The 13,598-nt window shown below is 33.9% G+C and carries 14 protein-coding genes and 1 tRNA gene; 13 read left to right on the forward strand and 2 right to left on the reverse strand.

The window, feature by feature from the left end:
- Nucleotides 1-7 precede the first annotated feature (7 nt).
- The 12 genes from JVU85_RS05200 (at nucleotide 8) to JVU85_RS05255 (ending at nucleotide 11,267) form a co-directional block, all read left to right on the forward strand.
- Nucleotides 8-1,039, forward strand: coding sequence for a zinc-binding dehydrogenase (locus tag JVU85_RS05200; protein ID WP_002509834.1), 1,032 nt, complete (start codon nucleotides 8-10; stop codon nucleotides 1,037-1,039).
- A gap of 23 nt (nucleotides 1,040-1,062) precedes the next feature.
- Complete coding sequence (locus JVU85_RS05205) at nucleotides 1,063-1,218, forward strand: hypothetical protein (protein WP_002509833.1); 156 nt, start codon at nucleotides 1,063-1,065, stop codon at nucleotides 1,216-1,218.
- A 53-nt stretch (nucleotides 1,219-1,271) separates the two neighbouring features.
- Nucleotides 1,272-2,312 carry a galactitol-1-phosphate 5-dehydrogenase gene (locus JVU85_RS05210; RefSeq protein WP_002509832.1) on the forward strand — a complete coding sequence of 347 codons (1,041 nt, stop codon included), beginning with the start codon at nucleotides 1,272-1,274 and terminating at the stop codon, nucleotides 2,310-2,312.
- 290 nt (nucleotides 2,313-2,602) lie between these two features.
- Entirely contained in the window at nucleotides 2,603-3,547 is a 945-nt protein-coding gene (hprK, locus tag JVU85_RS05215) for an HPr(Ser) kinase/phosphatase (RefSeq protein ID WP_204172108.1), read from the forward strand.
- Nucleotides 3,544-4,377 carry a prolipoprotein diacylglyceryl transferase gene (gene lgt, locus JVU85_RS05220; RefSeq protein WP_002509830.1) on the forward strand — a complete coding sequence of 278 codons (834 nt, stop codon included), beginning with the start codon at nucleotides 3,544-3,546 and terminating at the stop codon, nucleotides 4,375-4,377. Before hprK ends, lgt begins: the two co-directional genes overlap by 4 nt.
- 8 nt (nucleotides 4,378-4,385) lie before the next feature.
- On the forward strand, nucleotides 4,386-4,865 hold the full coding sequence (locus JVU85_RS05225; protein WP_002509829.1) for an acyltransferase: 480 nt from the start codon (nucleotides 4,386-4,388) through the stop codon (nucleotides 4,863-4,865).
- A gap of 29 nt (nucleotides 4,866-4,894) precedes the next feature.
- On the forward strand, nucleotides 4,895-6,331 hold the full coding sequence (locus tag JVU85_RS05230) for a tetratricopeptide repeat protein (RefSeq protein WP_021459129.1): 1,437 nt from the start codon (nucleotides 4,895-4,897) through the stop codon (nucleotides 6,329-6,331).
- A 62-nt stretch (nucleotides 6,332-6,393) separates the two neighbouring features.
- Nucleotides 6,394-7,338 carry a thioredoxin-disulfide reductase gene (trxB, locus tag JVU85_RS05235; RefSeq protein ID WP_002509827.1) on the forward strand — a complete coding sequence of 315 codons (945 nt, stop codon included), beginning with the start codon at nucleotides 6,394-6,396 and terminating at the stop codon, nucleotides 7,336-7,338.
- Between the two features lie 190 nt (nucleotides 7,339-7,528).
- On the forward strand, nucleotides 7,529-8,449 hold the full coding sequence (rapZ, locus tag JVU85_RS05240; protein ID WP_002509826.1) for an RNase adapter RapZ: 921 nt from the start codon (nucleotides 7,529-7,531) through the stop codon (nucleotides 8,447-8,449).
- The gene (locus JVU85_RS05245; protein WP_002509825.1) at nucleotides 8,436-9,437 is read left to right on the forward strand and encodes a gluconeogenesis factor YvcK family protein; all 1,002 of its coding nucleotides are present in this window, start codon (nucleotides 8,436-8,438) and stop codon (nucleotides 9,435-9,437) included. Before rapZ ends, JVU85_RS05245 begins: the two co-directional genes overlap by 14 nt.
- Nucleotides 9,438-9,467: 30 nt before the next feature.
- Nucleotides 9,468-10,409 (forward strand): DNA-binding protein WhiA, encoded by a 942-nt coding sequence (gene whiA, locus JVU85_RS05250; RefSeq protein WP_002509824.1) that lies wholly within the window; start codon nucleotides 9,468-9,470, stop codon nucleotides 10,407-10,409.
- A gap of 633 nt (nucleotides 10,410-11,042) precedes the next feature.
- Nucleotides 11,043-11,267, forward strand: a complete 225-nt coding sequence (locus JVU85_RS05255; RefSeq protein WP_002509822.1) for a hypothetical protein — start codon at nucleotides 11,043-11,045, stop codon at nucleotides 11,265-11,267.
- A gap of 502 nt (nucleotides 11,268-11,769) precedes the next feature.
- Here the strand turns inward: JVU85_RS05255 and JVU85_RS05260 are convergent.
- Nucleotides 11,770-11,841 (reverse strand) — tRNA-Arg (locus JVU85_RS05260).
- 149 nt (nucleotides 11,842-11,990) lie between these two features.
- Between JVU85_RS05260 and clpP the strand changes: the two genes are divergently transcribed.
- Entirely contained in the window at nucleotides 11,991-12,575 is a 585-nt protein-coding gene (gene clpP, locus JVU85_RS05265) for an ATP-dependent Clp endopeptidase proteolytic subunit ClpP (RefSeq protein ID WP_002509821.1), read from the forward strand.
- 64 nt (nucleotides 12,576-12,639) lie between these two features.
- On the opposite strand, the gene JVU85_RS05270 is transcribed toward clpP, so the two are convergent.
- A complete protein-coding gene (locus JVU85_RS05270) occupies nucleotides 12,640-13,533 on the reverse strand; it encodes a TIGR01777 family oxidoreductase (protein WP_002509820.1) in 894 nt (297 codons plus the stop codon).
- Between the last annotated feature and the right edge of the window lie 65 nt (nucleotides 13,534-13,598).

Raw genomic sequence — 13,598 nt, forward strand, 5'->3', positions numbered from 1 at the left:
AGACATAATGAAAGGTTTAGTAAAAACGCAAGCTGGGTTTGGACATTTAGCATTACAAGAGCAAACAATTGCTGCTCTAGGTGACGACGAGATTAAAATAAAAGTACATTATGCGGGTGTATGTGGTACAGATATTCATACGTATGAGGGACACTACAACGTAAATTATCCAGTGACATTAGGTCATGAATTTGCTGGTGAAATTGTGGAATTAGGCAACAATGTAGAAGGCTTTAACATTGGTGACCGTGTGACATCAGAGACAACGTATTATATTTGTGGACAATGCCAATATTGTGCTACAGGTGACTATAATTTATGCAGTAAAAGAAGGGGACTAGGAACGCAACAAGACGGTGCATTTGCTCCGTTTGTTATTGCACGAGCGGCAAGTGTACATCGATTACCAGACAACGTCACTTATCAAGCTGCTGCAATGACTGAACCACTAGCTTGTGCACATCATGCCGTTGCTAAAATTGATGTTAAAAAAGGTGATAAAGCGGTAATTATGGGGCCCGGACCGATTGGATTATTAGTTGCTCAAGTTGTGAAAAGCAAAGGTGCAGAGATTATTATTACTGGCTTAGACAATGATCAAGCGCGATTAGATAAAGCAGCTGCGTTACAACTAGACCATGTTGTAAATTTGCAACATACCAATTTGCAACAATACACTGACGATCTAACTTCAGGTTATGGTGTTGACATAGTTATTGAATGTTCAGGTGCGGTTCCAGCAGCTAACCAAGGATTATCCTTATTAAGAAAAAAAGGTAGTTTTGTACAATTAGGTATATTTAAAGACGATAAAATTGAATTTGATATGGATAAAGTAATTCAAAAAGAGATTACGGTGGTAGGTAGTCGAAGTCAAAAGCCAGCGGATTGGGAGCCATCATTACAATTACTTAGCGATGGTTCGGTCAACGCTGAGACTTTAGTTACTAAAATTTTGAACATTAGTGAATGGGATACCGCATACCAACATATAAAAAGTGGAGAAGGAATTAAAGTTTTACTCAAACCAGTGGAATAATACGTTAAGAGGGAGACGATACTATGGTCGAAGCTATGTTAGATTTTATGATTGGACCGATGAGACAGCTTACAGACGTCTATATGGAACATCAATTGATATGTAATACTGCTGTGATTGCGAGTTATTTTGCAGCTATATTTGTGAAAAAACAAAGGGTAAAGCAAGATAATAGTTAAAATAAGATAGCACCGGTGTGTTTTAAGCTACCTTTTAGGAAAAGAGGGATGATATGAAGGCTTTGAATTTATATGGTGTTGAGGATATCAGATGCGAAGAGACAGTAATGCCAACGATTGTTAATCCAGATGATATACTGATAGAGGTTAAAGCAACGGGTATTTGCGGTTCTGATAGTTCAAGATATAAAAAATTAGGACCTTATATTAAAGGTATGACGTTTGGTCATGAATTTTCAGGGGTTGTCGCTGCTGTAGGGGCAGATGTGTCAACGGTGAATAAAGGTGATGCAGTCGTTGGTTGTCCTGCCATCGTTTGTTATGAGTGTGAATACTGTGAAAGAGGTGAGTATGCACGCTGTAACAATTTATTTGTGACAGGCTCATATCGACCAGGATCATTTGCTCAATATATTTGCTTGCCAGAAAGTAATGTCTTACCTATGGATGAAGCTATTGGATTTGAGCAAGGTGCTATGATAGAGCCGTCCGCAGTGGTGGCACATGGTTTTTATCAGTCACAAATTAAACCTGGAGATACAGTTGCGATAATAGGTTGTGGTAGCATTGGCTTACTTGCAGTACAATGGGCAAAAATATTTGGTGCAGCACAAATCATTGCCATAGATATTGATGATAATAAATTGACGCTTGCACAACAATTCGGTGCCGATATTTTAATTAATTCACACACACAATCATTGGCACAACAAAAAGAGCAATTGTTTCCCTCTGGTGTTGATTTAGCTGTTGAATCTGCGGGGGCGCCACAAACGATAAACGATGCCTTGATGTTGCCCCAAAAAGGTGGCGAAGTAATTTTAATAGGTATTCCTTATGCTGATATGGTTATTGAACGTCAATACTTTGAAAAAATATTACGCAATGAATTAAATGTTATAGGTTCTTGGAATGGTATATCTAGTCCGTTTCCAGGTAAAGAATGGAAAGCCACATTACATTATATGGCTACAGGTGACTTAAATGTAAAACCAATGATTACCACAAGAGTGGCTTTAGATGAAGGACCAGAAATATTTGATAAACTCGTAAATCATAAAGAAAAGTACAATAAAATTATGTTTATTCCATAACTAACAAAAAACCAGTGCTATATTTTATCATTATAAAATGTGGCGCTGTTTTTTATTGTTATAAAGAGGATGATTGCTAAATCTTAAAAAATTTTATAATTTAGAAGTTAGTTTGTATAAAGCATATTTTTTTATGTATAATGAAGTGTCTAATAACGTTACCATTTACGATGCACATTGATTTATAATAAATAGAAAATTTTAAAGATAGTTTTTTATATGGATAATCGCATCTTTTTGATATGATATTAACATGATAAGAATAGGAAAAACATTATTGAGGTGAACCTATGTTAACGACTAAAAATTTAGTGGAACGGTTTGATTTGGAATTAATTGCAGGGGAAGCGGGTTTAGAAAATCAGATTAAAAACACTGATATTTCCAGACCAGGATTAGAAATGGCAGGTTATTTCTCTCACTATGCATCAGATCGTATTCAATTATTAGGAACAACTGAATTGTCATTTTATAATCTATTGCCCGATGAGGAACGTAAAGGCAGAATGCGCAAATTGTGCCGTCCAGAAACACCAGCAATTATTATAACACGTGACTTAGAACCACCAGGGGAATTAGTAGAAGCAGCGAAAGAATTAGATACGCCGTTAATTACATCAAAAGATGCGACAACACAATTGATGAGCCGTCTAACGACTTATTTGGAGCATGAATTAGCACGTACAACATCACTACATGGCGTGCTTGTTGATGTTTATGGTGTAGGAGTTTTAATTACAGGTGATTCTGGTATTGGGAAAAGTGAAACTGCATTAGAGCTTGTGAAGCGCGGTCACCGTTTAGTAGCAGACGATAATGTTGAAATTAGAGAAATTAGTAAAGATGAATTAATAGGAAAGCCACCGAAATTAATCGAACATTTATTAGAAATCCGAGGTTTAGGTATTATTAATGTTATGACATTGTTTGGTGCAGGTGCCATTTTAACGGAAAAACGTATTCGTTTAAATATTCATTTGGAAAATTGGCATGAAGATAAATTGTATGATCGTGTTGGTTTGAATGAAGAAAAATTACAAATTTTAGATAACGAAATTACTAAAAAGACGATACCAGTTCGACCGGGCCGAAATGTCGCTGTTATTTTAGAAGTTGCAGCTATGAACTATCGTTTGAATATTATGGGGATTAATACTGCTGAAGAATTTAACGACCGTTTAAATGCAGAGATTTTACGAAATGGTAATCAGAATGAGAGGGACTCAAAAGAATGATGTTAAGCTATATAGATCCCATTGCATTTGAACTAGGGCCATTAGCTGTACGATGGTATGGTGTGATAATTGCTGTAGGCATATTACTAGGCTATTTTATTGCACAGGCAAGTGTGCAACGTGTTGGCCATGATAAAGATACACTTGTAGATATAATCTTTTGGAGTGCTATTTTTGGATTTATAGTAGCACGTTTATACTTTGTTATATTCCAATGGCCGTATTATATACAAAACCCTATAGAAATACCGATGATTTGGCATGGTGGTATTGCAATACACGGTGGATTAATAGGTGGTTTTGTTACCGGTATTATTTTATGTAAAATTAAAAATTTAAATCCTTTTCAAATTGGTGATGTTATAGCGCCAAGTATGATTTTAGGTCAAGGTATAGGTAGATGGGGAAACTTTGTAAACCATGAAGCACACGGTGGTCCAGTGTCACGTACATTTTTAGAAAATTTACATATACCGGATTTTATAATCAACAACATGTATATTGATGGTAAATATTACCATCCTACATTCTTATATGAATCTGTATGGGATATTTTAGGTTTCATAGTATTAATTGTATTACGCAAACATTTAAGAGTTGGAGATACATTCTGTCTATACCTTATCTGGTATTCAATTGGACGATTCTTTGTAGAAGGTATGAGAACGGATAGTCTGATGTTGACAGAAGGTATACGTGTAGCGCAATTGATGTCTGTTATATTAATTATTGTTGGCATTGCAATCATGATTATCAGACGTGTGAAATACGACTCACCGCGTTATCGTGAAGCGGGAGCACTAAGTTGGCCAACTAAAAAGGCGAAGTGAGATAAAACATGAGAAATGTTAAAAAAATAGCTGTATTAGGGAAAAATCCACTATGGCACATGTATCGATATGTTAAAAAAGTTAAGATCTTTAAACAAACTATAGTCATTGAACTATGTCGCTTTGTACCAAGTGTACGTTTGAAACATTTTCTTTATCGACATGTCTTGCATATGAAAGTAGGTGCTAATACTGCATTTGCTTATAAAGTGATACCGGATATTTTGTACCCAGAATACATTACAATTGGAAAAAATTGTGTTGTCGGTTACAATACTACAATTTTAACGCATGAATTTTTAGTAGATGAGTTTAGAACAGGTAAAGTAATTATCGGGAACGATACTTTAATTGGTGCGAATTGTACGATATTGCCTGGTGTGGTCATAGGTTCAAATGTTAAGGTGGGTGCTGGAGCTGTTGTAAGTAAAGACATACCTGACAATGCATTTGCCTATGGAAATCCATTGCATATTGTGAAACAATAAAAAGAACTTGCTAAAGGAGGTGAGCATGGATGGCACATAACGACAAAATTATATCAATGAAGTTAGACGCTGATTTTTATAAACGCAGAGGCGAATCAAAATTTGAACAACAGGATTATAATAAAGCGGCAACGTTTTTTAGAAAAGTGCTTGAAATGTCACCTCAAGATTTTGATGTTAAAGTCAGTTATGCCACGTGTTTAGTGAAATTAGGTCAAGGCCAAAGAGCTGAAAGACTGTTTTATGAAAGTGTTGCACAAAATGAATTTGTTGCCGAAAGTTTCTATCAATTAAGTCAGTTAAACATTGAGTTAAATGAACCAAACAAGGCTTTCTTGTTTGGTATTAATTATGTATTAGTTTCAAATGATGACGAATACCAAACGCAACTAGATGAAATGTTTGAAGTGTCGTATAGTTCAGAGCACGATATTGAACAAGAAAGTCAACTCTTTGCAATACAACTAATTTTTCAATATTTATTTTCACAAGGACGTTTACCAGAAGCGAAAGCATATATTCTACGTCAGAATGCAGTGATTCAACAACATAAAATTATTCGTAATTTATTAGCAATGTGTTATTTGTATTTAAACGAATATGATATAGCTAAGACTATGTTTGAACAATTATTATCTGAAGATGCTACAGATATGCACGCGTTGTGTCATTACACGTTGTTACTATACAACACTAAAGAAAAAGAAAAATATCAACAATATTTAAAGTTACTAGGAAAAGTAGTGCCAATGAATGAAGATGAAGCTTTTAAATTAGGCATCGTCTTAAGTTATTTGAAAGAATATCAAGCTTCGCAAAACCTCTTATTGCCTCTTTATAAAAAAGGTAAGTTTCTGTCGATTCAAATGTATAATGCTTTAAGTTTTAATCATTATTATTTAGATCAGTTAGAGGATAGTAAATTCTTTTGGTCAAAACTTCAAGAAATATCAAAAGTAGACATGGGCTATGCCCCGTGGAAAATTGAAGAAAGTAAAGATTATTTTAACAATCAAATTCTACCTTTATTGTTGAATGATGATAGTCATCATCGATTATATGGCATATTTTTACTAAATCAATTAAAGGGCAGAGAAGTATTGCTCACGGAAGAAATATGGTCGATTTTAGAAACAATGAATGATTATGAAAAATTGTATCTCACATATTTAATCCAAGGATTGAAATTAACAAAATTAGATTTTATTCACCGTGGATTGTTAAAACTATATGAAACACAACACTTGAAACAAGATGAAGAATTGTTTATTGTATGGATTGATCAAGCCGAAGCAATAATCGCAGACAATAAAGATTTAACACATGTTGAATGGTATCTTGCAGCATTTGCATATATACATTATCAACATAAAAATAAAAAATTAACGAAACAACAAGTTATGGATTGGTTCGAAGTGACACGCTATCGCTTAGATCAAACCATTCAATATCTCATGAGCATATAAGTTTAAGAAATGCAAGAAATAATATATAATGCGCATAATGAATATAAATAGGAGGCAATGAAATGACTGAACAAGTAGACTTTGATGTTGCTATAATTGGTGCAGGACCAGCTGGTATGACTGCAGCTGTATATGCATCACGTGCGAATTTAAGTACAGTAATGATAGAAAGAGGTATGCCAGGCGGTCAAATGGCAAATACAGAAGAAGTAGAAAATTTCCCAGGTTTTGAAATGGTTACGGGACCAGATTTATCTACTAAAATGTTTGAACATGCGAAAAAGTTTGGTGCTAAATACCAATATGGTGATATTAAATCAGTCGAAGACAAAGGTGACTATAAAGTTGTAGATTTAGGCAATAGCCAAATTACAGCACACGTAGTTATCATCACTACTGGTGCCGAATACAAAAAAATTGGAGTACCAGGTGAACAAGAGCTTGGAGGTCGTGGTGTCAGCTATTGTGCAGTATGTGACGGAGCATTCTTTAAAGGTAAAAAACTATTCGTTATCGGTGGCGGAGATTCAGCAGTTGAAGAAGGTACATTCTTAACTAAATTTGCTGATAGTGTTACTATCGTACACAGAAGAGATGAATTACGTGCACAAAAAATATTGCAAGATCGTGCATTCAAAAATGATAAAATTGATTTCATTTGGAGTCATACGCTAAAAACAATTAATGAAAAAGATGGCAAAGTAGGTTCAGTTACGTTAGCATCAACTGTAGATGGAACTGAACAAACATTAGATGCTGACGGTGTATTTGTTTATATCGGCATGAAGCCACTAACTGCACCTTTCCAAAATCTTGGTATTACCAATGATGTAGGATATATCTTAACAGACGAAGAAATGCAAACATCTATACCAGGTATTTACGCGGCTGGCGATGTACGAGAAAAAGGTTTACGTCAAATCGTAACTGCGACTGGTGACGGTAGTATTGCTGCACAAAATGCGCAAGCATATATTGAAGAATTAAAAGATCGAATTGAAGCGTAATTAGCAACTAAGAAATAGCTAGTGTGAGGACTTACAGTTAAAGTAACGTAAACTTGCACTAGCTTTTTTATGTTTTGCTGTCCATCATGTAGTAAAATTACTATCGTGCAATTGAAATTTGTTGTAAAATATATTACGATAGCATGATTGTGTCCAAATAACATATTAAACAATGGATGGTGTATAACAAATGCAACATAAAGAAAAGGAAATCGTAAAAAGTGAATTATTAGTGATTACTGGCTTATCCGGAGCTGGAAAGTCTTTAGTAATTCAAAGTTTAGAAGATATTGGTTATTTTTGTGTCGATAATTTACCGCCGATATTATTGCCTAAATTTGTAGAATTAATGGAACAAGGTAATCCATCACTACAAAAGGTTGCCATCGCCATTGATTTAAGAGGAAAAGAACTGTTCAAATCATTAGTGCAGGAAATGGACCAAATTAAAAGTCGTGGAGACGTTATTGTTGATTTAATGTTTTTAGAAGCTACTACGGAAAAGTTAGTATCTCGTTATAAAGAAACCCGTAGAGCGCATCCACTTAATGATAACGGTCAACGCCCACTTATGGAATCTATTGAGGAAGAACGCTATCTGCTTACTGAAATTCGCAGCTTAGCGAATTACATTATTGATACATCAAATATTAAACCTAAAGAACTTAAAAGTCGTGTGAATGATTATTTTAATAATGATAATTTTGAAACGTTTAGTATTAATGTAACGAGTTTCGGTTTTAAACACGGTATGCAAATCGATGCTGATTTAGTGTTTGATGTTCGCTTTTTACCTAATCCGTACTATGTAGAATCTTTAAGACCACTAACAGGTGAAGATGAGGCAGTTTATAAATATGTTATGAAATGGAAAGAAACAACTATTTTTTATGAGAAATTGATGGACTTATTAAAATTTATGATTCCAGGATATAAAAAAGAAGGGAAGACACAGCTTGTGATTGCTTTAGGTTGTACAGGCGGACAGCATCGCTCCGTCGCTTTAGCGAAACGTATTGGAGAATCGCTAAGAGAAAGTTTTGACTATAACGTTTATGTTCATCATAGAGATGCACATATTGAAAGTGGCGAACAAAATGGAAAAAATTAAGCTCGTACTCATCGGTGGCGGTACAGGACTTTCTGTCTTAGCACGTGGACTTAGAGATTACAATATAGATATCACAACTATTGTAACTGTGGCAGATGATGGGGGAAGCACTGGTAAAATTCGTAATGAAATGAATATTCCTGCACCCGGTGACATCCGAAATGTAATTTCAGCGTTAAGTGAAGCAGAACCTATGATTGATGCTTTATTTAAATACCGTTTCCAAGAAAATCAAATAGAAGGTCACGCACTAGGAAATTTACTTATTGCTGCCTTGACAAATATAACGGATGACTTTGGTCATGCGGTTAAAGAATTGAGTAAAATTTTAAATATTAAAGGTCAGGTTATCCCATCAACTAACGAAAGTGTGCGTTTAAATGCAGTGATGGAAGATGGCGAAATTGTCCATGGAGAGTCTAATATACCAAAGAAAAATAAGAAAATTAAACAAGTTTTTCTTGAACCTCAAGATGTAAAACCTATGGCAGAAGCAACTCAAGCATTAAAAGATGCTGATTTAATTGTATTAGGACCTGGTTCACTTTACACCAGTGTGATATCTAATTTGTGTGTTGAGGGAATTGCGCAAACATTGGTGGAAAGCGAAGCGCCAAAACTTTATGTTACTAATGTGATGACGCAAGCTGGTGAAACGAATGATTACACGGCGTATGATCATATTAAAGCTATACATGATCATGTTGGACAGGCATTTATTGATAGTACGATTTGTGGACCGCAAACATACAATAAAGAAGTATTAGAACGATATATCCAAGAGAATGCAACGCCGGTAATATGTGATTATGAAGTATTAGAGAATGAAAATATTGCAGTCTACACACATCCCGACTTAGTGCAAATTTCATCTGAGTATTATGTTAGGCATAATACTAAAGTATTGTCGAAAATGATTTATGAAATTGCCTTAGATACAACAAGAACGATTAAATTTAATCCCAAAAAAGAAGACGATGAATTGTAATATGTAATATAAGAAAAGGAATGGATAGCTATGAGCTTTGCATCAGACATGAAAAATGAATTAACAAGAATTGAAGTTGATATAGACAACGCAAAAGCAGAGCTCAGTGCTTTGATCCGAATGAATGGTGCGTTGAGTCTAGCAAATCAACAGTTTGTAATAAATGTGCAAACTGAGAATGCTACAACTGCAAGACGTATATATTCATTAATAAAAAAAGTATTCCAAGTAGAGGTTGAAATCCTTGTAAGAAAGAAAATGAAATTAAAGAAAAATAATATTTATATTTGTCGAATAAAAATGCAATCACGTAAAATATTGGCAGACTTAGGTATATTGAAAGATGGTGTCTTTACCCACGAAATAGATGAATCTATGATAGCAGATGATGAAATGCGTCGTAGTTATTTGCGAGGAGCATTTTTAGCAGGTGGTTCGGTAAATAATCCTGAAACATCATCGTATCATTTAGAAATATTTTCATTATATGAAAGCCATTCAGAAGGATTAACGAAATTAATGAATGAATATGACCTTAATGGTAAACATTTAGAACGTAAAAAAGGAAGTATCGTTTATCTGAAGGAAGCTGAAAAAATATCTGATTTTCTTAGTTTAATTGGTGGTTACCAAGCGCTACTTAAGTTTGAAGATGTTAGAATTGTGCGTGATATGAGAAATTCAGTAAATAGGCTTGTGAACTGTGAAACTGCGAACTTAAATAAAACCGTAAGTGCTGCAATGAAACAAGTTGAAAGTATTCAATTGATAGACAAGGAAGTCGGTTTAGATAATTTACCTGATCGCCTAAGAGAAATAGCTAAATTACGTGTTGAGCATCAAGATGTGTCGTTAAAAGAATTAGGTGAAATGATGTCTACTGGTGCCATTTCAAAATCTGGAGTTAACCATCGTTTAAGAAAATTAAACGAAATGGCTGATAAAATACGCAGTGGCGAACAGATTGATTAAATAATAGTGCAATAGAGAAATCTACAGAGAGAGTAATAATATGGCTAATTTACTAATGTATCTAGCTTTCGTGTTATTTTTCGTATTAATCATACTTATTGTTTTGAGTGAGATTTTTACCATGACACCCGCCGGGAAAATTTTCGTAACTATGTTAATGATAGTATTAATTATTGGCATAGTCGTTTCCTATCAAAAGGGTTCAGATATGAGGAAACATGAAATCGATCCAATAGAATATCACAAAGTTTAATAGTTTAAATATAAACAAAGATACTTCCATAAAATGAAGATATCTTTCAGACTGTCGACAAAATTTCTGACTTTGTTGGCAGTTTTTTTTATGCACGCTTTCCGCGGGCACTGCCTTAGCCTGTAGTCTTCGGCAAGTGATCTTCCCGCAGGAGTTGGCATAAATCGTTAGCCAATATAATACTAAAATATTACTTATTCAATGATTGTTTGTCATCAAGTCAATGAGACAAACAATCAAAGCAATAAAAACATCTATTCCTTTAGTATAAAAATTAATTGTCATAGTAAAACATAAAATATATCAATTATAGGTATACATGTTAGAATTGATATTAAGTTATTATAAAAGGAATTAGTTGTATAAGGAGCGTTAACGTAGTGAAAATTTTAGCTTATTTAAGACTTATCGCGATGGTGCTCATCATTTTTTGGGTTGTACGCGGCGTCATCATGATGATAGGTGATTTTATGGGAGTTGTTGCTTATAATCAACAACTTGTCATCGTAGGTTTAGCAACAATATTATTAAGTGAGTTTTATAGAGGGCGAAAGGCTTCGACTGCATTATTTGCAGTTGGCTTTTTATTAATCATTTTTGGTTAAGTAAAATATAAGAACGAAAAAGCAGAAACAAACATGTAATCAATTATGTGTTTGTTTTTTATTTATATGTCGCAGTTATATTGTATTTATAAAAAACAGTACAATCGGTACTTTTAAATATGTCTATTTAGCGCACTTACAGCATTTGTCAGAATGAGTGAAGAGTGGTTTCTAGCTATGAATTTAGTACCTGTAGCTTATCTTTAGTGAAATATTATATGCCGTATTGAAAAGTAAAAAGAAAGTTAATTTGGTATATAACTTATAAGCTACATGCTATAATCACTTTTATAAGGTATAGTAGTTGTGTTATATAAATAATAAAATGGATTAAACTACTTTTTAAGTTAATGTTATTAATAAAAAAACTACCTAAAAAATAGGTAGAAATTAAATGTTTTGATAGCATCTCAAATGTATAAATATATAAAGTGCCCAACGACGATTAATAAAACTTCTTAAAGCTTGTGGTAGCAAGAAGTAACGTTGAACACTAACTTAGCCCCCTCGAAGGGAATCGAACCCCTATTGTAAGAACCGGAATCTTAAGTGTTATCCATTACACTACGAGGGGTAAAATAAACAATACTTTAAGTTTACAAATCTTCAAAGTAATGGTCAATACACTTTTTAAAAAGAATAAAAAACATGAGTTTATTTTTTGACCATTTTTGACTTTTAGGTTAAAATAAATTCAACAGTTATAAATAAGGAGGAAATATAATGAATTTAATTCCTACAGTAATCGAAACAACAAATCGTGGTGAACGTGCTTATGACATTTACTCACGTTTATTAAAAGACCGTATAATTATGTTAGGTTCACAAATTGATGACAATGTTGCAAACTCAATTGTTTCTCAATTATTATTCTTACAAGCACAAGATGCTGAAAAAGATATTTACTTATATATCAATTCACCTGGTGGTAGTGTAACAGCTGGTTTTGCGATTTATGATACAATTCAACATATTAAACCAGATGTACAAACAATTTGTATTGGTATGGCTGCATCAATGGGTTCATTCTTATTATCAGCTGGTGCTAAAGGTAAACGTTTTGCGTTACCTAATGCTGAAGTTATGATTCACCAACCATTAGGTGGTGCCCAAGGTCAAGCGACAGAAATAGAAATTGCTGCGAACCATATCTTAAAAACAAGAGCTAAATTAAATAAAATTTTAGCTGAACGTACAGGTCAATCAATTGAAAAAATTGAAAAAGACACAGACCGTGATAATTTCTTATCTGCTGACGAAGCAAAAGAATATGGTTTAATTGACCATGTTATGGAACCAGAAGCATAAATAATTAAAACCAGTCCTATATAGGACTGGTTTTTTAATGTTTTATTCAATGATAATTAACTATTTAAATTAACTCTTCCACAGCTAATTTTAAATTTGGATAATTAAATTCAAAACCTAAAGCTTCTAATTTTGTTGGAATTACTTTTTGAGTATCTAAAGCGATTGTTGACATTTGACCTAACATGAGACGTATTAATGGTGATGGCACCCAAGTCCAATGTGGCTTATGACTAATTCTTGCTATCGTATAACCAAAAAGATTTTGACGTTCAACAACTGGTGCGGTTAAATTGAATGGTCCGCTTGCTCGTTCGTTATTAATGAGATATAAAATCGCACGTGTTAAGTCGTTAATATGAATCCATGAATACCATTGTTGGCCGGAACCTAACTTACCACCAACATTTAAATCATATGGTAATTTCATAAGTGGGAATGCACCACCTTGATTAGATAACACCATTCCAAAACGACCAATAACGACACGTGTACCAAACGACTCAAACTGTTTAGCTATACGTTCCCATTGATATACTACTTCTGATAAAAAATCAAAAGGTAATGACTGATATAATTCAGTGTAAGTTTGGTAAGCGTCAGGGCGGTAATAACCGACGGCACTCGCATTGAAGAATATCTCTGGTTTATGAGATCTATTACTAAATAAATTTACTAATGCTTGTGTTGATTGAATTCTACTTAGCATAATCGTTCTTTTGTATGATGGCGTCCAACGTTTATTTAACGTTGCGCCAGCTAAATTGATAACAATATCAATATCAGGCACGTTATTTTCCCAATTAGATTTAGACCAATTAACATAACGGATGTTAGAGTGAGTTGCACGTTGATCATGGCGAGTGAGGATAGTTATGTGTGCATCACTTTCGACGATTGCGTTCACGAGTTGGGTACCGATCATACCAGTACCACCTGTGATTAAATAGTGTTTCATAATATCACCTCTTATGTAGTTTGACGCTAATATTTCACTATTACAAGAATCACATAATATTTTGA

This window comes from Staphylococcus sp. GDY8P72P (genome assembly GCF_016890655.1).
Taxonomy (GTDB): Bacteria; Bacillota; Bacilli; order Staphylococcales; family Staphylococcaceae; genus Staphylococcus; species Staphylococcus arlettae.

Excerpts from the sequence above, each read along its gene's own strand:
- JVU85_RS05230 (WP_021459129.1), top strand. The coding sequence starts at position 4,895 with ATGGCACATAACGACAAAATTATATCAATGAAGTTAGACGCTGATTTT.
- hprK (WP_204172108.1), top strand. The coding sequence starts at position 2,603 with ATGTTAACGACTAAAAATTTAGTGGAACGGTTTGATTTGGAATTAATT.
- JVU85_RS05225 (WP_002509829.1), top strand. The coding sequence starts at position 4,386 with ATGAGAAATGTTAAAAAAATAGCTGTATTAGGGAAAAATCCACTATGG.
- trxB (WP_002509827.1), top strand. The coding sequence starts at position 6,394 with ATGACTGAACAAGTAGACTTTGATGTTGCTATAATTGGTGCAGGACCA.
- JVU85_RS05270 (WP_002509820.1), bottom strand. The coding sequence starts at position 13,533 with ATGAAACACTATTTAATCACAGGTGGTACTGGTATGATCGGTACCCAA.
- JVU85_RS05245 (WP_002509825.1), top strand. The coding sequence starts at position 8,436 with ATGGAAAAAATTAAGCTCGTACTCATCGGTGGCGGTACAGGACTTTCT.
- clpP (WP_002509821.1), top strand. The coding sequence starts at position 11,991 with ATGAATTTAATTCCTACAGTAATCGAAACAACAAATCGTGGTGAACGT.
- JVU85_RS05210 (WP_002509832.1), top strand. The coding sequence starts at position 1,272 with ATGAAGGCTTTGAATTTATATGGTGTTGAGGATATCAGATGCGAAGAG.
- whiA (WP_002509824.1), top strand. The coding sequence starts at position 9,468 with ATGAGCTTTGCATCAGACATGAAAAATGAATTAACAAGAATTGAAGTT.
- lgt (WP_002509830.1), top strand. The coding sequence starts at position 3,544 with ATGATGTTAAGCTATATAGATCCCATTGCATTTGAACTAGGGCCATTA.
- rapZ (WP_002509826.1), top strand. The coding sequence starts at position 7,529 with ATGCAACATAAAGAAAAGGAAATCGTAAAAAGTGAATTATTAGTGATT.
- JVU85_RS05200 (WP_002509834.1), top strand. The coding sequence starts at position 8 with ATGAAAGGTTTAGTAAAAACGCAAGCTGGGTTTGGACATTTAGCATTA.
- JVU85_RS05205 (WP_002509833.1), top strand. The coding sequence starts at position 1,063 with ATGGTCGAAGCTATGTTAGATTTTATGATTGGACCGATGAGACAGCTT.